The 21,103-nt window shown below is 71.5% G+C and carries 14 protein-coding genes; 7 read left to right on the top strand and 7 right to left on the bottom strand.

What is annotated here, in order from left to right; genetic code table 11:
• Positions 1 to 2 precede the first annotated feature (2 nt).
• Positions 3 to 1,175 (bottom strand): Lrp/AsnC family transcriptional regulator, encoded by a 1,173-nt coding sequence (locus ACWD5F_RS04185; protein WP_451250840.1) that lies wholly within the window; start codon positions 1,173 to 1,175, stop codon positions 3 to 5.
• Between the two features lie 81 nt (positions 1,176 to 1,256).
• Here ACWD5F_RS04185 and ACWD5F_RS04190 point away from each other — a divergent pair, with 81 nt between their 5' ends.
• A complete protein-coding gene (locus tag ACWD5F_RS04190; RefSeq protein WP_451250842.1) occupies positions 1,257 to 2,537 on the top strand; it encodes an amidohydrolase family protein in 1,281 nt (426 codons plus the stop codon).
• A gap of 5 nt (positions 2,538 to 2,542) precedes the next feature.
• Here ACWD5F_RS04190 and ACWD5F_RS04195 read toward each other — a convergent pair whose 3' ends face one another.
• The 3 genes from ACWD5F_RS04195 to ACWD5F_RS04205 form a co-directional block, all read right to left on the bottom strand.
• Positions 2,543 to 3,613, bottom strand: coding sequence for an LLM class flavin-dependent oxidoreductase (locus tag ACWD5F_RS04195; protein ID WP_451250844.1), 1,071 nt, complete (start codon positions 3,611 to 3,613; stop codon positions 2,543 to 2,545).
• 110 nt (positions 3,614 to 3,723) lie between these two features.
• On the bottom strand, positions 3,724 to 4,581 hold the full coding sequence (locus ACWD5F_RS04200) for a class II fructose-bisphosphate aldolase (protein ID WP_451250846.1): 858 nt from the start codon (positions 4,579 to 4,581) through the stop codon (positions 3,724 to 3,726).
• 39 nt (positions 4,582 to 4,620) lie between these two features.
• A complete protein-coding gene (locus tag ACWD5F_RS04205; RefSeq protein ID WP_451250848.1) occupies positions 4,621 to 5,502 on the bottom strand; it encodes an SIS domain-containing protein in 882 nt (293 codons plus the stop codon).
• Between the two features lie 135 nt (positions 5,503 to 5,637).
• On the opposite strand from ACWD5F_RS04205, the gene ACWD5F_RS04210 reads away from it, so the two are divergent.
• Together ACWD5F_RS04210 and ACWD5F_RS04215 are read left to right on the top strand one after the other, a co-directional pair.
• The gene (locus ACWD5F_RS04210; protein WP_401728508.1) at positions 5,638 to 6,417 is read left to right on the top strand and encodes a DeoR/GlpR family DNA-binding transcription regulator; all 780 of its coding nucleotides are present in this window, start codon (positions 5,638 to 5,640) and stop codon (positions 6,415 to 6,417) included.
• Positions 6,418 to 6,542: 125 nt separating this feature from the next.
• A complete protein-coding gene (locus tag ACWD5F_RS04215) occupies positions 6,543 to 8,381 on the top strand; it encodes a glycoside hydrolase family 15 protein (protein WP_451250850.1) in 1,839 nt (612 codons plus the stop codon).
• Between the two features lie 25 nt (positions 8,382 to 8,406).
• Here the strand turns inward: ACWD5F_RS04215 and ACWD5F_RS04220 are convergent, their stop codons facing one another.
• Entirely contained in the window at positions 8,407 to 10,098 is a 1,692-nt protein-coding gene (locus ACWD5F_RS04220) for a carboxylesterase/lipase family protein (RefSeq protein ID WP_451251043.1), read from the bottom strand.
• A gap of 182 nt (positions 10,099 to 10,280) precedes the next feature.
• On the opposite strand from ACWD5F_RS04220, the gene ACWD5F_RS04225 reads away from it, so the two are divergent.
• Positions 10,281 to 11,822, top strand: a complete 1,542-nt coding sequence (locus ACWD5F_RS04225) for an amidohydrolase (RefSeq protein WP_451250852.1) — start codon at positions 10,281 to 10,283, stop codon at positions 11,820 to 11,822.
• Positions 11,823 to 12,059: 237 nt separating this feature from the next.
• The gene (locus ACWD5F_RS04230; RefSeq protein WP_451250854.1) at positions 12,060 to 13,925 is read left to right on the top strand and encodes an isochorismatase family protein; all 1,866 of its coding nucleotides are present in this window, start codon (positions 12,060 to 12,062) and stop codon (positions 13,923 to 13,925) included.
• 46 nt (positions 13,926 to 13,971) lie between these two features.
• Here the strand turns inward: ACWD5F_RS04230 and ACWD5F_RS04235 are convergent, their stop codons facing one another.
• On the bottom strand, positions 13,972 to 15,327 hold the full coding sequence (locus ACWD5F_RS04235; RefSeq protein WP_401728502.1) for a lysine N(6)-hydroxylase/L-ornithine N(5)-oxygenase family protein: 1,356 nt from the start codon (positions 15,325 to 15,327) through the stop codon (positions 13,972 to 13,974).
• A gap of 53 nt (positions 15,328 to 15,380) precedes the next feature.
• Here ACWD5F_RS04235 and ACWD5F_RS04240 point away from each other — a divergent pair, with 53 nt between their 5' ends.
• Both ACWD5F_RS04240 and ACWD5F_RS04245 read left to right on the top strand, forming a co-directional pair.
• Positions 15,381 to 16,334: a methionyl-tRNA formyltransferase gene (locus ACWD5F_RS04240; protein ID WP_451250856.1), complete on the top strand. Its 954-nt coding sequence runs from the start codon at positions 15,381 to 15,383 to the stop codon at positions 16,332 to 16,334.
• A 196-nt stretch (positions 16,335 to 16,530) separates the two neighbouring features.
• Positions 16,531 to 17,547, top strand: coding sequence for an iron-siderophore ABC transporter substrate-binding protein (locus ACWD5F_RS04245; RefSeq protein WP_451250858.1), 1,017 nt, complete (start codon positions 16,531 to 16,533; stop codon positions 17,545 to 17,547).
• Positions 17,548 to 17,626: 79 nt separating this feature from the next.
• On the opposite strand, the gene ACWD5F_RS04250 is transcribed toward ACWD5F_RS04245, so the two are convergent.
• The gene (locus tag ACWD5F_RS04250; protein WP_451250860.1) at positions 17,627 to 21,091 is read right to left on the bottom strand and encodes an amino acid adenylation domain-containing protein; all 3,465 of its coding nucleotides are present in this window, start codon (positions 21,089 to 21,091) and stop codon (positions 17,627 to 17,629) included.
• Positions 21,092 to 21,103 lie beyond the last annotated feature (12 nt).

Here is a 21,103-nt window from a genome sequence, read left to right on the forward strand (position 1 = left end):
CCTCAGCGCCAGGAGGTCTTGTCGGCCGGTACGACGGGGTCCGCCGCCGGGGGGTGGGTGCCCTGCGGTTCGCGCAGCGGTACGACGCCGACGCAGCGGCCGTCCCGGTCCAGCAGCCGGCCCATGTGCTTCACGGTGCGCAGCACCACGGAACGGTCGTCGATCACGAGGCGGGGCAGCCGCCGCGACAGATGTGCCTCGAAGGTGTGCACATCGGCCAGTGCGCGCAGCCACACGTCGATCACGAGGTTGTGGGGGCCCGCGGTGATCGCGCACGACCGGACCTCTCGCACCTTGGACAGTACGCGGCTGGTCTCCTCCAGGTACTGGGCGGGCACGGACGCGAAGTACACCGCCGACAGGGGCCACCCGGACAGGGGCCTGGCGAGGTCGCAGCGCAGGTTGATCCGCGAGGCCAGCAGCGACTGGAGTCGACGGCGGACCGTCGTGAGGCCGACCCCGGTGGCGGTGGCCAGGGCGCGGATCGACATGCGGCCGTCGGAGCTGAGCAGCTCCAGGATCTGCGCGTCCAGGGCGTCCCAGGGCGGCTGGGTACCCGTGCCCTGATCCGGCGGGACGTCCGAGGCGTGGCTGGCCTCGATCCGCGCGCACTGGGCCGCGTCGAGGCTGCGCAGCCGCCAGCGGCTGCCCTCGGTGGGGACGCCGGTGGAGACGTGGGTGCGCGTCGCCCGCACGCCGGGTGTGCGCTGGAAGAGCAGCGTGGTGAGGTGGGCCAGTTCGTCCAGGTCCCTGGTCTGCACGGCGGCCACGACGTCGCGGCCACCGGCGGTGATCTTGACGTTGGCCACCTCGTGCTGCCCGGCCAGGGCGTGCGCCACGTCCTCGGCGACCCCCGGTTCGGTGTCGACCTCCACAATGCCCGTCACCACGATCCGGAAGTCGGACAGCCGTGGATAGGCGGTCACCCAGGCGAGCCCCGCCTCCTCCAGCCGCTGCCAGCGCCGGGCCACGGTCACCGGATTGACGCCGAGGACATCACCCACGAGCGTCCACGGAGCCCGGGGGTGGATCTGGAGCGCGTGGACGACACCGCGGTCGAGTTCGTCGAGTTCCGCGACAGCGAAATCCTGCGTCTCCTGGGGCGGCGCATTTCTGCGTGCCGAAGTGAAATCACGATCGGAAGCTGCACCGTAGCGCGGGGTTCTCTCGTCCATTGCAGACTCCCTTTCGCCTGATCCCGACAACCGCGGTCGACCACCGAGGTTCCTGATTCCGAGGAGTGATTCGGCCTCACCATGACGGATGCCATGACGCAAGAGACCTTGAGGACCGCGCTGCGATTCGAGAACGCCCGCCTCATCGACGGTACCGGTGCGCTCCCGGTGGACGATGCCGTCATCGTCTCGGACGCGACGGGAAACCTCACCTACGCCGGCCCGGCCGCCGGGGCCCCGCCCGTCCCCGGCGACCCTGACGCGGTCCGGATCATCGACGCCGGCGGCCGGACGGTTCTCCCCGGGTTCTTCGACTGCCACACCCACCTCGCGTACGCGCAGGGCTCGCCGCCCGGCCGCCGGGGCGAGCTCGACCCGGTCCTGGTCACCTACGACACCGCGGCCCGGTTGCGGCAGACCCTGGACGCCGGCATCACCACCGCCCGTGACCTGGGCGGACTGTCCACCGGGTTCCGTACCGCCGTCGAGACCGGCCGGATCGTCGGCCCCCGTCTGCACACCGCCGTCCGGATCATCAGCCACACCGGCGGCCACGCCGACTTCCGCCTGCTCGACGGCACCGACCTCAGCGGCGGCGAGATGGCCGAGCTGGCCGACACCGTGGACGAGTCCCGGCTCGCGGTGCGCAGGATGATCCGCGCGGGCGCCGACGTCATCAAGATCTGCGCCACCGGCGGCATGGCCAGCCCCTACGACCAGCCCGAGGACGAGGGCCTCCTGGAGGAGGAGATCCGGGCCGTCGTGGACGAGTGCCGGCGGCACGGCGGCAAGCCGGTCGCCGCGCACGCCCAGGGCACCGCGGGCATCCTCACCGCCATCCGCGGTGGTGTCACCAGCATCGAGCACGGCTACGGCCTGGACGAGCGGGCGCTGGACCTGGCGAACGAGCGGGGGACCTTCGTCGTGCCGACCCTGTCCACCGTGTTCGCGGGCATCGACAGGGATTTGATGCCCGGGCACCACTACCAGAAGAAGATCCGCTGGTCGGGCATCACCAAGGAGAACATCGCGCGCGCCATCGACCAGGGCGCCCGCATCGCCCTCGGTACGGACGCCGCGGTCTGCCCGCACGGCCAGAACCTGCTGGAGCTCGGCTTCCTCGTGGAGCTGGGCATGGACCCGATGGCCGCGATCGTCGCCGGCACCCGTACCTCCGCCGAGCTCCTGGGCCTGTCCGAACGCCTCGGCACCCTGGCCGCGGGCAAGACCGCCGACCTCGTCCTGTGCGACGGCGACCCGCTCGCGGACATCGGGGTGCTCGGCGACCCCGGCAACATCGTGTGTGTCGTCCAGGACGGTGTCGTACGCAAGGATCTGCTGCCCGTGGCGGGACCGCGCTGACGTTCTCACGCGTGCGGGGCCGCGGAGCGCAGGGCCGGCAGGACCGAGGCGCCGACGGTCTCGATCAGTTCGGTGGGCGGGTCGTAGGAGCCGACGTGCTGGAGGAACACGTCGGTCACTCCCGACGCGCGCAGGGTCCGCAGCCGTTCCGTGATCTGTGCGGCCGTGCCGAACAGGCAGAACTCCTCGGCGAACCGGACGGCCGCCTCGTCGCTGATCCAGGCCGAGCAGATCCGGACGGCCGCGTCCCAGTCCTCGGCGTGCACGAGATCCGGGTAGACGCCCTCCACCGTCGCCGGGACGTCCACGTCGATGCCCGCGAGGGCGAGGAAGGACGCGCCGCCGTTCTGGGCGATCGAGGCGCAGATCGGTTTGATCAGGCGGGCCTCGGCCTCGACGTCGTCGGTCACCGCGCAGAACGCGGACACGGTCACCGGCAGCGCCTCGGCGCTCCGGCCTGCCGCCTCCGCGCCCTCCTGTACCCGCGCGGTGGCAGCGGCCAGGGTCCGTGGTGAGACACCGCTGAGCAGGATGACACCGTCGGCGATCTCACCGGCGAGGCGGAGGTTACGAGGTCCGCTCGCCGCCAGATGGAGCGGGACCGTGGGCTGGGGATCGCGCAGCCGGGAGCGGACCTTGCCCTCGAAGTCCCATTCCCGGCCGTCCAGCAGGGCCCGCAGCATGCTGAGCCCCTCGCGCAGTTCGGCCGAGGTGCTCTGGCGAAGGCCGACGGGTCCGACGGAGCTGTTGCCCACGCCGAGGCCGAGGGCGAACCTGCCGAGCGCGAGTTCGGCGACACTGCGGGCGGCCGAGGCGACGACGGACGGGTGCCGGGTCGCCAGGTTGGTGACGGCGGTGCCGAGGCCGATCCGCTCGGTGGCCAGGGCCGTCGCCGTGAGTGTGGTGAACACGTCCCGCCACAGCAACTGCGAGTCGGGGAACCACACTTGGTCGAACCCGAGCTCCTCGGCCCGCCGTGCGGTCCGCGCCACCCGGTCGGCCCGGTCGCACGGCGGGATCCGCACCCCGATCCGCAGGGGGCCGCTGTCGCTGCTCATGTCGCCAGGAACGCTCATGGGAAGGACCCTAGGGAGGCCTGAGCTGCGGCAAAATGGCTGCGGTCCGGTGAGTGGGCCGCCACCGAATGGCTGCGGTCCGGTGAGCGGGCCGCCCAGGACGGACCCGGTCAGGCCTCCCCGCCCAGCACCTGGATGATCCGTCGGGCCTCCTCCGCCATCGCCTCCCGGCCCACGCTCAGGTACTTGCGCGAGTCGACCGCCTCGGGGTGCGCGGCGAGGAAGTCGCGGACGGCGCCGGTCATGGCGACATTGAGGGCGGTGCCGACGTTGACCTTGGCGATGCCGCCCGCGATCGCGGCGGTGAGTTCGTCGTCCGGCACTCCGGAGGAGCCGTGCAGGACGAGGGGGACGTCCACGGCGGCGGAGAGGCGTTTGATCAGGGCATGGTCGAGGGTCGCGGTGCGGGTGGTCATCGCGTGCGTGCTGCCGACGGCGACGGCCAGGGCGTCCACGCCGGAGTCCGCAACGAAGGCTCCCGCCTCCACCGGGTCGGTACGGGCGCCGGGCGCGTGGGCGTCCAGCTGCGGCTCGCCGGTCTTGCCGCCGACCTGGCCCAACTCGGCCTCGATCCAAAGCCCTTGGGAGTGCGCCCAGTCGGCGGCGGCCCGGGTCGCGGCGAGGTTGTCGAGGTAGGGAAGGCGGGCCGCGTCGTACATCACCGAGCTGAAGCCGGCGGTCGCCGCCTGGCGCAGCAGGTCGTCGCTCTGGACGTGGTCGAGGTGCAACGCGACGGGCACGCAGGCACGTTCGGCGGCGGCGACGGCCGCGCGGGCGAGCGGGAGGAGGCGGCCGTAACGGAACTTGACGGCGTTCTCGCTGACTTGGAGGACGACGGGCGCCTGCGCGGCCTCGGCGCCGGCGACGACGGCCTCGACGTGTTCCAACGTGATGACGTTGAAGGAGGGGACGGCGGAGTGTGCAGCGGCGGCGCGGGTGACGAGCTCTGCGGTGGTGACGAGGGGCACGGCTTCTCCTCTCCCTGCTTCTTTTTGAGCGGGGTCGGGTCAGGGGGCGAGAATCACCGAGCGGGTGAGGTGGCGCGGGGCGTCCGGATCGAGGCCCCTGGCCGCGGCAACGGCGACCGCGAGGCGTTGGGCACGGACCAGTTCGGCGAGCGGGTCGAGGGTGCCGGCCACCCACAACGCGCCGGTGGCGCTGACCTGTTCGGCGAGTCCTTCGGGCGCCTCGCCGAGCATCCAGGTCGCGGTGCCCCGGGTGGTGATGCTGATGGGGCCGTGCCGGTACTCCATCGCGGGGTAGGCCTCGGTCCAGGCGAGAGATGCCTCGCGCATCTTCAGGCCGGCCTCGTTGGCGAGTCCCACCGTCCAGCCGCGGCCCAGGAAGGTGAACTGCGTGCAGGCGACCAGCCCTTCGGGCAGCGGTGTCTCCAGCGCGGTACGGGCGTCGGCGACGGCGGTGTCGGGGTGCAGGCCGAGGTGGGCGCGGAGCAGGGTCAGCGCGGTGGTCGCGAACCGGGTCTGCACGACGGAGCGTTCGTCCGCGTAGTCGAGGACGACGACGTCGTCGGCGGCCGTCATGACCGGCGTCTCCGGGTCGGCCGTGATCGCGGTGGTGCGGGTGCGGCCCTTCAACTCACCGAGCAGTTCGAGGACTTCGGTGGTCGTGCCGGACCGGGTGAGGGCCACGACACGGTCGTACGAACGCCTGCGCGGGTACTCGGAGGCAGCGAAGGCGTCCGTCTCGCCCTGGCCCGCGCCCTCACGCAGGGCCGCGACGGCCTGCGCCATGAAGTACGAGGTGCCGCAGCCGACGATCGCGACCCGCTCCCCCGGCGCCGGCAGCACCCCGCCGTACCGGGGCGCCTCCGCGGCGGCACGGGTCCAGCACTCGGGCTGGCTGGTCAGCTCGTCCTCGACGTGGGTCATGGCCCTACCCCTCCCCGGATATGATTGTTCTTGCAAGATATAGCGAGTTTCCAAGCATAATCAAGCATTCGAGCGCACTTCAGGTGCGCTAGGGTCGCCGGAGATCGAGCATCGGACGGGGAACGGAGGGGTCGGATGTCGCGCGACGCCCGCTGGCAGACGCTGCTGGAGCTGCTCGTCGAGCGGGGCCGGCTGGACGTCGAGGAGGTGGCCGTCGAGCTGGCGGTCTCGGCCGCGACGATCCGGCGCGACTTCGACCAGCTCGCCGAGCAGCAGATGCTGGTCCGCACCCGCGGGGGCGCGGTCGTGCACGGCGTGTCGTACGAGCTGCCGCTGCGCTACAAGACGGCCCGGCACGCCTCCGAGAAGCAGCGCATCGCGAAGGCGGTCGCGGATCTCGTCGCACCCGGCGAGGCCGTCGGCCTGACCGGCGGGACGACGACCACCGAGGTCGCGCGCGCCCTGGCCGTACGCGGCGATCTCGGCTCCGGCTCCCCCGCGCTCACCGTCGTCACCAACGCGCTCAACATCGCCAACGAGCTGGCCGTACGCCCCCAGTTCAAGATCGTGGTGACCGGCGGGGTCGCCCGTCCGCAGTCGTACGAGTTGATCGGGCCGCTCGCCGACGGGGTGCTCGGGCAGATCACCCTCGACGTGGCCGTGCTCGGTGTCGTCGCCTTCGACGTCACGCACGGGGCCGCCGCGCACGACGAGGCGGAGGCCGCGATCAACCGGACGCTGTGCGAGCGCGCCGAGCGCGTGGTCGTGGCCGCCGACTCCAGCAAGCTCGGTCGGCGCGCGTTCGCCCGGATCTGCGCGGCCGAGGCGGTGGACACGCTCGTCACGGACACGGCGGCGGGCGCGGACACGGTACGGCGCTTCGAGGAGGCGGGGATCGGCGTCCTCGTCGTGTGACCGGCCACGCCGTCCTCGCCGTGCGACTGGCCACAGTCTCTTCCGGCCACCTCGATCCTCGCGCCCGCAAGACCGTTTCCACCTAGGCTGAGAGCGCACTGTGGGTCGGGGATCGGGAGGCGGCGATGGGCGCGACGGAGAACGACCAGGACACCCCCGGGGGCGATCGCCGCTATCTGCCGATCGCCGAGCACGGGCTGATCGGCGATCTGCGCAGTGTGGCCCTGGTCGGGACCGACGGCACCATCGACTGGTACTGCTGCCCGGCCTTCGACGCGCCGAGCGTCTTCGCGGCGATCCTGGACGCGGAGCGCGGCGGCTCCTTCGAGCTCGCGGCGGCCGTGCCGGCGAAGACGAAGCAGTTCTACTTCCCGGACACCAACGTCCTCATCACCCGGTTCTTCACCGAGGAGGGCGTCGGTGAGGTGCAGGACTTCATGCCCATCGACGGCGACGACGTCGACGCCGATCGGCATCGGCTGATCCGCCGGGTCGTGTGCGTACGCGGCTCCATTCCGTTCCGCGCCCGGGTGGCCCCGCGCTTCGACTACGGCTCCCGGCCGCACACCGTGCGCATGGCCGGCGAGGCGGCCGTCTTCGACACCGACGAGATCTCGCTCGCACTGACCGCAACCGTGCCACTGGAGGCCGACGGACCGGACGTGCGGGCCGAGTTCAAGCTCGCCGAGGGCGAGGAGGCCGTCTTCGCGCTTGACCAAGTCGGCCGTGACGTGGAGCCGCGCCGGTGCGCGAAGGCGGAGGCCGAGGCGCAGTTCGCCACGACGGTGGACTACTGGCGGCGCTGGCTGTCCGCCTCCAAGTACCGGGGCCGCTGGCGGGAGATGGTGCACCGCTCCGCCCTCACCCTGAAGCTCCTCACCTACGCGCCCACCGGCGCGATCGTCGCCGCCCCGACGACGAGCCTGCCCGAGCAGCTCGGCGGCGAGCGCAACTGGGACTACCGGTACGTGTGGGTGCGCGACGCGGCCTTCTGTGTCTACGCGCTTCTGCGGCTCGGGTTCACCGGCGAGGCCGAGGCGTTCATGAAGTTCGTGACCCGGCACATCAGTCCGGGCGACGGCAAGCCCTCGGGTCCGCTCCAGATCATGTACGGCATCGACGGCCGCGCCGACCTCCCCGAGATCGAACTCGACCACCTGGAAGGGCATCAGGGCTCCGCGCCGGTACGGATCGGCAACGGCGCCGCCGAGCAGCTCCAACTCGACATCTACGGCGCGCTCATCGACTCGATCTACCTCTTCGACAAATGGGCCAAGCCCGTCTCCAGCGCCCAGTGGGACGACGTGTGCGCGCTGGTGGACTGGGTGTGCGACAACTGGGACCAGCCCGACGAGGGCATCTGGGAGACGCGCGGCGGCCGCAAGCCCTTCCTGTACTCGCGGCTGATGTGCTGGGTGGCGATCGAGCGCGCGATCCGGATGGCCAACCGCCGCGGTCTGCCGGCCGACCTGCTGCGCTGGCGCGACTGCCGGGACACGATCTACCGGCGGATCATGAGCAAGGGCTGGTCCGAGTCCCGCCAGGCCTTCGTGCAGTACGAGGGCAGCGAAGTCCTGGACGCGTCCGTGCTGATGATGCCGCTGACGAAGTTCATCGCGCCCACCGACCCCAAGTGGCTGTCCACCCTTGACGCCCTCACCCACGACCTGGTCTCGGACTCGCTGGTCTACCGCTACGACCCGCTGGCCAGCCCCGACGGGCTGCGCGGCGACGAAGGCACCTTCTCCATATGCTCGTTCTGGTACGTCGAGGCCATGGTCCACGCCGGCCGGATCGACGAGGCGCGCCTCGCCTTCGAGAAGATGCTCACGTACGCCAACCATCTGGGCCTGTACGCCGAGGAGATCAGCCAGACCGGTGAGCAACAGGGCAACTTCCCGCAGGCGTTCACACATCTCGCACTGATCAGCGCGGCGTTCAACCTGGACCGGGCCCTCGGCTGAGGACCCGGTCGGGGCAGTACTCCGGTCAGGACGGCAGGCCCGCCCAGAAGCCGAGGTTGTGCTCCTTGCCGAAGTCCCGGGTGGCCTTGGAGCAGGCCGCCGGGGGCCGGTCGCTCGACGGAGCGGTGTCGCAGGCGACCAGGGACATCAACTCCCCTGTCCTGGCCCGGTACTTGGGCCAGGCGGGGGTGCGGGGTCCGTTGGGATCACCGGCGGCGGCGAAGCGCCCCCAGTAGGTGATCATCTGGTGGGACAGCTCCAGTTGGTCGTCGTCGTAGGGCAGGGTCTGACCGAGGTAGTCCCAGAGGTAGCCGAGGTCGTCGACGTGGATCGCGCCGCCGAACGGGAAGTCCCGCGCGGTCTCGCTCTTCTGCTGGATGAGGAAGATCGAGGTGAAGTGCGGGGTGTCGCTCTCGGCGAACTCGTAGGCATAGGTGGGCACCCACTTCGACAGCGTGGCGATGAGCTGTTGGCGGGTGTAGGAGGTCGAGCCGTTCTGGACGGCGGTCCAGGCCTGGCCCGGCGTCGGGTAGGCGCTGAGCGGGTACTCGGCGAGCACCTTGCCGGCGTTGGCCCCGTAGGCGGAACGCACGGCGGCCTCGTACTGCGCGGCCGTCATCGGCGTACCGAGGTAGTCGTAGTTCTGGAAGGTGAACAGGCCGCGCTCGCTGTTGGTCTGGCCGAGCATCACGGGTACGCGGTTGAAGGCGCCGGTCTGGACAGCGGTGCCGGGGTTGACCGGGAAGGCGGAGCCGCCGAGGGACGGGGCGACGCCGGCCTGTTTCTGTGCGGTGAGCAGGTCGGCGGCGGACTTGCCGCGCAGACAGGCGAGTTGGTCCGGGGCGCCGGCGCAGCCGACGGCCTTCACGAAGGCTTCGCTCTGCGCCTGCCCGGAGGCCGCGGATTGCAGGTTGCAGCCGCCGCTGAGGATGCCGGCGCGCGCGAACAGGCCCTTGGCGGTGGGCGAGGCGAGATGGTCGCAGACCGAACCGGCGCCGGCGGACTGGCCGGCGATGGTCACGTTCTTCGGATCGCCGCCGAAGCGGGAGATGTTGGTGTGCACCCAGCGCAGGGCCGCCTGCTGATCCAGGAGGCCGTAGTTGCCGGGGCCGTCCTTGTTCTCGGCCCGCAGCTGGGGCAGGTTGAGCGTACCGAGCACGCCCAGGCGGTAGTTGACGGTGACGACGACCGCGCCGGTCTGCTCGACGAACTTGCGCGGGTTGGTGTCCTGGCCCGCGCCACCGGTGAAGCCGCCGCCGTGGATCCAGACCAGCACGGGGGTCCGCGCCCGGGCGTCGTCCGGGACGTAGACGTTGAGGGCGAGGCAGTCCTCGGTGGTGGTCGTCTGCTCGTAGCCGGGGTCCCAGCCGCTGTTCTGCGCGCACCGGTCGCTGAAGGCCCCGGCGTCGCGCACGCCGGACCACGGGGTGACCGGCTGCGGGGGCCTCCAGCGGTTCGCGCCGGCGGCGTCGGCCGCGTAGGGAATGCCCAACCACGCGTCGTAGCCGGTGCGTTGGGCGCCCCGGACCTTTCCCGCGGTGGTCTGGACGGTGGTCGAGACCGGGCGTTCCTGGGTTCCGGTCTGCGTGGTGTGGGCCGCTACAGGGGCTGCGATGCCCAGGCCCAGGAGACTCAGGGTGGTCAGGACGGCGCGGGCTCTGCCGCGCGGGACGGTGATCGCTCTCCTGGCTCCTGCTCTCTGCGTGCGGGCTGGCAGGCGCTGCGCTTCGAGGGGCGTGAGGGGCGGAACGGCACGTTCTGCGACGGTAGTTCGGGCGGCATCCTGTGAGCAATATGTGCGACGAGATTGTTCACAGTGGCCGGTTCTGTCGGCACCCGGTGGTCGCCACGTAGCCTCGGTCCCGCCCCACCGCACGTGATCACACCACTGGAGCCCTTATGACGAGCCTCGACGGCATCTCCGGCCCCCTTGCGGACGCTCTCGACGACCCGCCGCCCGCGCTGACGCTCACGCGGGCGCGCTTGGGGGCGGGCGGGCCGCTGCGCAGCCTGCGGATCGAGGGCGGCAGGATCGTCACGATCACGGAGGTAGCAGCGGAAGGGGTCGCGGAGGGCGACCTCGGGGACGGCCCGGTGGTCGATCTCGACGGGCGTACCGTGCTGCCGGGTCTGTGGGACGCCCATGTGCATGCGGCCCAGTGGGCGGGCAACCGGCATCGGGTGGACCTGTCCGGGCTGGGGTCCGCGCGAGCGGTGGCGGATGCCGTACGGGCGGCCGCGGCCGAACTGCCCGGCGCGGACATCCTGTTGGGGCAGGGGTTCCGGGACGGGCTGTGGCCCGACCTGCCGCACAAGTCGCTGCTCGACGCGGTGTGCCCGGACCGGCCGGTGGCACTGATCAGCGCGGACCTGCATGCCGCGTGGCTCAACTCGCCCTGTCTGGCGCTGGTCGGGCGCGGCGACCATGCCACGGGCGTCCTGCGGGAGCACGAGTGCTTCGAGGCGGTCACCGCGCTGCCCGAGGTGCCCGAGGCGGTCCTGGACCGCTGGGTGGCGGAGGCCTGCCGGGACGCGGCGGCGCGCGGTGTCACGGGGTTCATCGACTTCCACTTCTCCGACAATCTCGCCGACTGGAGCCGCCGGGCCGCGAGTTCGCCGCTTCCGGTGCGGGTACGGGCCGCCGTCTACCCCGCGCACCTGGAGGCGGCGATCGAGCGCGGGCTGCGGACCGGTGACGTGCTGCCCAGGACCGGTGGCCTGGTCCAGGTCGGGCCCCTGAAGCTCTTCACCGACGGCTCCCTCAACACCAGGACCGCGCTGTGCTGCGACCCGTACCCCGGCATGGAGGGCAGCGAGGAGGCGTACGGCATCGAGGAGACGCCGTACGAGGAGCTGGTCCGGCTGATGCGGCGGGCCTCCGCGCACGGGATCGAGCCGGCCGTCCACGCGATCGGCGACCGGGCCAACACCCTTGCCCTGGACGCGTTCGAGGCGGTCCGCTGCCGTGGGCGCATCGAGCACGCCCAGTTGCTGTCGGCCTCCGACGTGCCTCGGTTCGCGGAGCTGGGGGTGACGGCGGGGGTGCAGCCCGCGCATGCCCCAGACGACCGCGATGTGGCGGACGTGTACTGGGCGGGGCGCACCGGGCGGGCGTTCGCCTACGCCGACCTGCTGGCGTCGGGGGCCCGGCTGGAGTTCGGTTCGGACGCCCCCGTCTCGCCGCTCGACCCGTGGCTGGGCATCGCCTCGGCCGTCAGCCGGACGAGCGACGAGCGGCCCGCCTGGCATCCGGAGCAGCGGGTCCCGGTACGGGCGGCGCTGGCCGCGTCGGCGCTCGGGCGGTCGCTGATCCGGGTCGGCGACGAGGCCGATCTGGTGGTCGTGGACGTGGATCCGCTGGAGGCGGACGCGGACACGCTGCGGGAGATGAGGGTGCACGCGACGATGCTCGGCGGGCGCTGGACGCACGGTCCCTCCTGACGCCCTCCGCCGCCGGCGAAGGCTCGGACGACCCCTCGCGCCGGGGTCCCGTCCGAGCCCGCCGACACGGGATCGGCCTTCGGGTCCAATAGAGGCGACAAGGAAGCTTAGGTGAGGCTAACCTAAGCTTCTACGCCCGACCGGGAGGCCGTGCCGTGGACGAGTCCTGCCACTCGCCACCCGCGCGCCGACGGCCCCCGTACGCCCCGGGCCCGTGACCGCGAGGGGAAACGATCTGTGAGCAGCGACGCATCCCTGCACACCACGCTCGACGATGTGCTCCACGGGCGCGCGGAGCTGCATCCCGAGCGGGTGGCGCTCGTCGAGGTGACGGAGGACCGACGGACGTGGACCTACCGCCAACTGGACGACCACGTACGGTGGCGCGCGGCCGAGCTGACCGCCCGCCGGACCGGTCCCGGTGACCGGGTCGTCGTCCAACTCCCGGGCTCCCTCGACCTGTTCACGGAGTTTTTCGCGCTGCGGCGGATCGGATCCGTACCCGTTGTCGTGCCGCCCGGGGTACGCGGGTCGGTGACGCGGGCGGTGAGCCGGTTCACGGCGTCCGCCGAGGGGTCCGGGCCCGACGGCCTCGCCCTCCTCCAGCTCACCGGCGACGGAGTGGGCGTCCCCCGGCTGGTGCCGCTCGGCGACCGGCAGTTGACGCGCTCGGTCGAGGACCGGGCGACCGTACTGGGCGTCGGCGAGGACACGGTCCATCTCGCCGCGCTGCCCGAACTGCCTGTCGGGGTACCGGGGTTGCAGGACTGGCTGGCGGTGCTGTGGGCGGGCGGCCGGGTGATCCTCGGCCCCGGGGCCACCGATCCGGACACCGCCTTCCCGGTGGTCGTGCGCGAGGAGGTGACCCACACCGTCCTCCCCGCACACCTGGTCGCGCAGTGGACCCAGGCCGCCGCGGTCACCTCCTACGACCTCGGCAGTCTGGAGACCCTGGTGGCCAGTGGCGCCGCCCTGGACGAGCGGCTGGCCCGGCGGGTGCGGCCCGCGCTCGGCTGCTCGCTGCGCCAGGTGTTCGGGACGGCGGAGGGCCTGGTCTCCTGGACCCGGCCGGACGACGGCCCGGAGGCCTGTCTGACCGGCCGGGGGCGTCCGGTGTCGACGACGGACGAGGTGCGGATCGTCGACGACTCGGGCCGTGAGGTCCTCGACGGCACGAGTGGTCACCTGCTCACCCGTGGCCCGTCCACGATCCGCGGCTACTGGCGCTCGCCCGAGCACGACGCCGGATTCCTCACCGCCGACGGCTTCCACCGCACCGGGGCGATCGCGCGGGTGACCGACACGGATCACCTGGTCGTCGAGCGGGGGCCGGAGACGTCCTCAGGCGGTCCGGTCGTGGCCGGGCGCACCACCCGCCCCGTCCCGGCGACGCACGGCCGACGGCCCCGTCCGCACACTCCCGAAGGGCACACCGAGATGGCTCCTCCGATGTTCCCCTACGTCATGCCGACCCCCGCGATGCTGCCCGCCGACCAGACGGGCTGGACCCTCGACCCGGCCCGGGCCGCGCTGCTGGTGCTCAACCTCCAGAACCGGTTCGTCCGGGCGCTGGAGCGGGAGGCCGCCCCGGCCACCGAACTCCTCGCGAACGCACGCCAATTGGTCGACCGCGCCCGGGCCGCCGGAGTGCCCGTGATCCACTCGGTGCCGGCCGGCGACCGGCGTGCCTCGGGCCGGGGTCCCGTCCCGTACGCGAAGCTCACCGGTTTTTCGGCGGGCGCGGCGGCGGAGGCGTTCGTCCCGCAGGTCGAGCCGCTGGCCGGGGACACCGTGCTGACCGCCCGGAAGTACAGCGCGTTCGCCCGGACCCGACTGGACGGCCGGCTGCGGGAGTTGGAGCGCGACCAGGTGGTGATCCTCGGGCTGTACGCCCGGGCCGGCGTGCTGATGACCGCCGGTGACGCCTGGGCGCAGGATCTGGAGGCGTTCGTCGTGGCCGACGCGGTCGCCGACATGACGCCCGGGAGCCATGAGTTCGCCCTGGAGTGGGTGGCGGACACGTGCGGGGCGGTGACGGCGACGGACCGGGTGGTGGCGGCGTTCGGCACCCGGCACTCGGTGACGGAGGCGGAGGCGGTCTGACCGACCGCCTCCGCACCACCTCGCCGGTGTGGCCGGCCCGGTCGGCTCAGACGTTCGCCACGCGCCGAGACACCAGTGAGCGGTGGATCTCCCCCGCCCGGATCGCGGTCGTCGACAGCAGCGTCGAGGTCAGGCCGTGCGTGTGCTCGGTGCCGCCCTGCAGATAGATCCCCGCGGTGACGCCCGAGACCGTCTCCACCCGATGGTCCCGGCTCACCCGCAGCGCGTCCTCGTCGTCGCGCAGACAGATCTTCGCGGCCTCGCCGAGCAGCGAGGTCAGATCGCGCGGACGGTAGCCGGTGGCGTGCACCAACACGTCCGCCGAGAGGATCTGTTGTTCGCCGGTGGGCAGGAACTCGACGGCGATGTCGAGCGATCCGTCGTCCCGGTTCACCACGTCACGGATGCGCGAGACATTGAGGAACCGCAGCCGCTCCCGCCCGCTCACCTTCTCCTGGTACGCGGTGGCGTACAGCGCCTCGATCAACTCCATGTCGACCACCGAGTAGTTGGTCGAGCGGTGGTAGTCGAAGAGGGACTGCTTCACCTCGGAGGGCGCGCCGAAGTACACGTCGACGGCCTCCGGGTCGAAGATGCGGTTGGCGAACGGGCTGTCGTCTGCCGGGGTGTAGCCGTATTTGGCGAAGACCGCGCAGACCTCGGCGTCCGGGAAGGAGCGGTGCAGATAGTCGACCGTCTCGGCCGCGCTCTGCCCGGCGCCCAGCACGACGGCACGGTTCACCGTCGTGCCCTCGGCGGCGAGTTCGGTCACCCGGGGCAGCAACTGGCTGTTGTGCCAGATCCGCTCGGACAGCTCCACGCCGGGCGGCACATGGGGTTCCAGGCCGACCGCCACGCTGAGGTCCCGGGCCTGGTAGGTGACCGTCCGGCCGGGGCGCTCCGGGTCCCGGCACACCACGTCGAAGTGGGTCACGGTGCCCGCCTCGTCGCGGACCGGTTCGACCGCGGTGACGACATGCTCGTACGCCACCATGTGCCGTACCCGCTCCGCGGCCCACGCGAAGTACTCGTGGAACTCGACCCGCAGCGGGAACAGAGTCTTCTGGTTCAGGAAGTCGATCAGCCGGCCGCGCTCCCGCAGGAAGCACAGGAAGCTGTAGTCGCTGGTCGGATTGCGCAGGGTGACCAGGTCCTTGAGGAAGGACACCTGCATGGTCGCGTCGTCGATCAGCATCCCCCGGTGCCAGCCGAAGCCCGGCTGGCGTTCCAGGAACAGGGCGTTGAGCCGTTCCTGCGGTGGAAGTCCCGCATTGTGCTCCTCGATCGCTATGGCGAGAGCCAGATTTGACGGTCCGAAACCGATTCCGATGACGTCGTAGCGGGTGTCGGATCCCTTGAGCGGTGACTTCACCGTGGCATCGCCTCCCTCAGGCAGCCACATGTTAGATAAGGTTAGCCTTACCTTGCAATGGAGCCGTTGGACGGGAGAACCGCATGCGCGTCGCCATGTTCGGCTACCAGACCTGGGGCCACCGCACCCTCCAGGCCTTGCTGGACTCCGATCACGAGGTCGTTCTCGTGGTCACCCACCCCAAGAGCGACCACGCCTACGAGAAGATCTGGGACGACAGCGTCGCCGAACTAGCCGAGAAGAACGACGTCCCTGTCCTGCTGCGCAACCGCCCGGACGACCCCGAACTCCTCGCCGCCCTGCGCGAGGCGGCGCCGGACATCATCGTGGCCAACAACTGGCGCACCTGGCTGCCCCCGGAACTGTTCGACCTGCCACCGCACGGCACGCTCAACATCCACGACTCGCTGCTGCCGTCGTACGCCGGCTTCTCGCCGATCATCTGGGCCCTCATCAACGACGAGCCCCGGGTCGGCGTCACCGCGCACCGCATGAACGGCGAACTCGACGCCGGGGACATCCTGATGCAGCGCTCGGTGGCGGTCGGTCCGACCGACACCGCGACCGACCTGTTCCACCGCACGGTGGACCTGATCAGCCCCCTCGTGCGCGAGTCGCTCGATCTGATCGCGTCCGGCCAGGACACGGGCCAGTGGCAGCCGCAGGACCGCAGCCGGGCGAGCTTCTTCCACAAGCGGTCGGCCGAGGACAGCCGCATCGACTGGAGCTGGCCGGCGGACCGTCTGGAGCGGCTCATACGCGCCCAGTCGGACCCGTATCCGAACGCGTACACCTTCCACCGCGGACAGCGGATCCGGATCGTGTCGGCGGGCGTGTCCGAGGCGTGCTACGGCGGCACACCGGGCCGGATCTTCATCCGCGAGGGCGACGGCGTGGTCATCGTGGCGGGCGCCGAGGCGCACAACGGCCGCTGCCGCGGACTGCTCGTGCGGCGCGTACGCACCGAGGACGGCACGGAGTTGGCCGCCACGGAGTACTTCCGCACGATGGGCGGGTATCTCACGGCACGCCCCTGACCTCAACTCCCGCGAGCCGGGGCGTCGCCGTCGGCGGCGCCCCCTCCGGTGTGTCCCAACACCCGTATGCACGAAGACATATGACACCAGGTCAGGCGAGGCAAACGGCCTGAATCCATTGCTAAGGCAAGCCTAACCTTGCTTTACTGGCGGCCTTATGACTCTGCCCACGCCCGGCGAAAAGGGAAGCACCGCCATGTCTAGATCGCTCCGGACCACCCTGCTCAGCGTCACCCTGATCGCCGGGCTGGCAGCCTGCGGCTCGGTCAAGGACGACGACAGCAGCTCCTCGACGGACGCGGCGAAGGCGGAAGCCTCCTCCGCCGCGTTCCCGGTGACCATCAAGCACAAGTTCGGGGACACGAAGATTCCCTCGGCGCCCAAGCGGGTCGTGGTGATCGGCAACGGCGGAACCGACGACATCGACGCGCTCTACGCACTGGGCGTCACCCCGATCGCCGTGTCGAAGGACACCTTCGCCTCCGACGGCGTCTACCCGTGGCTGAAGGGCAAGCTCGACACCAAGAAGACCAAGCTCCTCGACACCGTCAACGGCGTCGACTTCGAGGCGGTCGCGGCGCTCCAGCCCGATCTGATCCTCGCCACCTCGGACTTCACCCTCGACAAGGACTACAAGAAGCTGTCCGCGGTGGCCCCGACCATCGGCTACGAGACGGCGTGGGGCCAGCAGACCTGGCAGCAGCACGTCGAGGTGGTCGGCAAGGCCGTCGGCAAGGAGGCGCAGGCCGAGCAGGTCGTCAAGGACACCGAGGCGGCCGTAGCCAAGGTGAAGGCGGCCCACCCCGGCCTGGACGGCAAGACCTACAGCCTGTCCATCGGCAACACCCCGGCGAAGATCTACACCATCGCCTCCGAGACGGACTTCGCCGCGAAGCTGATGAGCGAACTCGGGCTGGGTCTGACTCCGTCGATCAAGAACATCAAGACGGTCAGCGGCAGCCCCACGGGCGAGCTGTCCTTCGAGCAACTCGACAAGCTGGACGCCGACCTCGTGGTCATCGCGTTCACGACGAAGGACCTGCAGAAGGCGTTCGAGGCCAGCACGCTGGTGAAGAACATGTCGGCGGTGAAGAAGGGCAACTACTTCGTCACCGACGTCGAGACCATCAGCCAGCTGCGCAGCCCCTCGGCGCTGGGCATCCCCTGGGCGCTCAACAACCTGGACGCGGGCTTCGCCAAGCTCGACAAGTAGGCACGCCGGGCGGCCACTTGGGCCACGGCACAGACGGTGAAGCGGCGGGGCGCCTCAGGCACCCCGCCGCTTCACTGTGTCACGCGTCCCGCAGCGCCGAGTCGATCTCCGCCGCCGACATCCCCTCGATCTCCAGGTGGATGGCGGCGACCTGTTCGAGCCGCCCTGCCGTCTCCTCCTCGGCGGACAGCCGCTTGGCCATCCCGCCGGCCGTGAGGGTCGCGAACAGGGCGCGGACGGACACCTCGGAGGTGTCCAGCGCCTCCCGCAGCCGGCTCACGATCACGGTGGCGAGCACCGAGTCCCCGCCGAGCGCGAAGAACCCGTCGTCGAGACCGACGCGCCCGGTGCCGAGGACGTCTCCCCAGATCCGCGCGACGACGTTCTCCAGGGCGGTGCCGGGCGCCCGGTGCTCCAACTCTTCAGCGGACTCCCAGAGTTGCGCCACCGTCCGCCGGTCCAGCTTCCCGTTGGAGGTGAGGGACAGCTCTCGTACGACGACGATCCGGGCCGGGACCATGTGCGGGGGCAGCACCGTACGCGCCCACTCCCGCAGGTCGTCCTCGGTCACGTCCTCGGCGGCCACCGTGGCGGCGAGCTGGGCGCCCTGCGCCCGGGTCACCCCGGCCACCGCACGCCGTACCGCCGGATGACCGGCGAGCGCCGCCTCCACCTCACCCAACTCGATCCGGAAGCCGCGCAGTTTCACCTGGTGGTCGCGGCGGCCCAGGAACTCCAGCGTCCCATCGGGCCAGTACCGGGCGAGGTCGCCGGTCCGGTACCAGCGGATGCCGTCGCCCTCGGGGAACTTCTCGGCGGTGCGCTCCGGATCGCGCCGGTAGCCGAGCGCCACTCCGTCCCCGCCGATCCACAGCTCCCCCGGCACCCAGTCCGGGCAGTCCCGGCCCTGGGCGTCGACCACCCGGCAGCGCACATTGCGCAGCGGGGTCCCGTAGGGCACCGCCCGCCAGTGCGCGGGGACCTGAGCGTCCGTCACCTCGCAGACGGTGGAGTGGATCGCGGTCTCGGTGGTCCCGCCCAGACCGATGAACCGGCAGCCCGGCGCCCGTTCGGCGAGCCGCCCGGGCAGATCGGTGCCGACCCAGTCGCCACCGAGCAACACCGTGCACAGTCCGGCCAGTTCACCGGGTCCGGTGGCCAGCAGGAGCATGTCGAGCAGCGGGGGCGCGCAGTTGAGGAGGGTGACCCGGTGGGTGCGGACGAGTTCCGCCCACTGCCGTGCTTCGAGCCGGTCTGCCTCGTCGACCAGGACCACGGCCCCGCCCGCGCTCAGCAGCCCGAACAGGTCGTAGACGGAGAGGTCGAAGTCGAGGGCGGATACGGCCAGGCAGCGGTCGGAAGGGCCCACCGAGAAGCGGTCGTTGAGGTCGTCGATCGTGTTCATGGCCGCCCGGTGGGGCACCTCGACGCCCTTGGGCTCGCCGGTGGAACCCGAGGTGAACAGGACATAGGCCGCCTGCTCCTCGTCCACCTGCACCGGCTCCGACAGCGGCTCGGTCGACAGGGCGTCGGCGACCGCGAGGGTGTCGAGTCCCTCCACCGGGCGTCCGTCGGTCAGGGCGAGCCGGAAGCCGGCCGTCGCGCGGATGCGGTCGCGGCGGGCGGCGGGCTGCTCGATGCCGATCGGCACGTAAGCGGCGCCGGCCGCCAGCACACCCAGGGCGGCGACGATCTGCTCGGGCCCCTTGGGCAGGCTGACCGCGACCGTGTCCCCGGGGCGGGTGCCGCGCTCGACCAGGGCGGCGGCGGTGCGCAGCACCCGGTCCGCCAACTCGCCATAGGACAGGGCGTTTCCCTCGCCCCACAGCACGGCGGGTGCGTCCGGCTGCTCGGCCGCCCGCTCGAAGAACCCCTGGTGCAGGAGGCGATGGCTGCGCGGTCCGTCGGTCGCGTTCGCGGCGGCACGCACGGCCGACTGTGCGGCGGGCAGCAGCGCCGGGACCGGCTGCTCCCAGATGGTGTCGTCGGTGCCGAGCCGGGTGACCAGGCCGTGGAAGGCGGCGAACATCGCGTCGATCAGCCCGGCGGGGAACGCGTCCTCGCGGACGTCCCAGTTGACGAGCAGACCGCCGTCGACCTCGGTCACCTGGGCGTCCAACAGGACCTGCGGCCCCTGGGAGATGATCCAGACCGGCTTCCCGAAGGAGTGCGTGACACCGGAGTCGAACAGCTCCCCCAGGTTGAGCGCGCTGGTGAACACGACCGGCGCCAGGACCTGTTCGCCGTTGTGCCGGGTCAGGTCCCGCAGTACCTCGACACCGGAGTAGTCGGCGTGTGCGGCATCGGTGTGCATACGGTCCTGGAGGCGCCGCGCGTGGTCGGTGAACGACGTGGGCTCGGCGACGTCGACGTCCAGCAGCACCGAGCTGGTGAAGTCGCCGACCAGCAGGTCGACATCGGGATGGGAACCACGGCGGTCGAACATCGGCACGTTGAGCAGGAAACGCGGCTGTCCGCTCCAGGCCGCGAGCACCTCGGCGAAGGCGGTCGCCACGGCCATGGCGGGGGTCAGCCCGTGCCGGTGGGCCCGCCTGGTCAGGCGCTGCTTCTCCTCGGGCGGCAGCCAGTGGTGGCGGCGGGTCACCCGGGTGGGGTCGGTGCGCTCCGCCTCGGGCACGAGCGGGAGTTCGGGCGCGGTGGGCAGATCGGGCACCCGCCGCAGCCACCACTCCTGCGACTGCTCACGGCTCAGCCGCCGCACCTCCGCACGCTCGGCGAGGTACTCCGGATAGCTGGTGCGGATCGCGGGCAGCGCCACATCGGGCTTCGCGTACAGCGCGGCGAGGTCGGAGAGCAGCACGCGGTAGCTCAGCGCGTCCGCGGCGAGCATGTCGACGTCGACATGCAGCCGGGTCCGGCCGCCGGGCAGCAAGGAGAGCCGGACGAGGAACACTTCACCGGCGGCCACGTCCAGCCGGGCGTGCGAGGAGGAGTGCCGGGTCTCCTCCAGCGCGGCGGAAACGGCCTCCGCGTCCAGGGCCCGCAGGTCGTCGACGACCGTGACCGGACGGGTGACTTGGGGCAGGATCTCCTGCCGTCCGTCGTCGGTGAACCGGGCCCGCAGCATCGCGTGCCGCGCCACGAGGGCCCGTACGGCGGTGTCGAGCCGTTCCGGGTCCACGTCCGCGCCGTCGAACTCGACGTAGAGATGCGCGGCGACGGAGCCGAGGTTGGTGTCGTCGCCGCGGCCGATCCAGTAGGCGTGCTGCATGACCGCGAGCGGGAACGGCTCGTCGGGGACGGTCGCCACGACCGGCGGCGGTGGGGTCGGCGGGACGGCCGGCTCCGGTACGGCGGCCGCCAGCAGGTCCCGCCAGGCGCGCAGGGTCGGTTCCTTGGCCAGGTCGGAGAAGCCGATCCGGACGCCCTGCTTGCGCCAGCCGCCGGCGATCTTCATCAGGGTGATCGAGTCCAGTCCGAACCCGATGAGACTGTCGTCCTCACCGGGCGGCGGTTCCTCCGAGCTCAGTGCGTCGGTGACCGAGCGGAGCAACTCGTCGGGTGTCGGGGGCTGCTGGGTCACCGGTTCCTCCGC

The sequence above is a fragment of the Streptomyces sp. NPDC002499 genome (assembly GCF_053595415.1).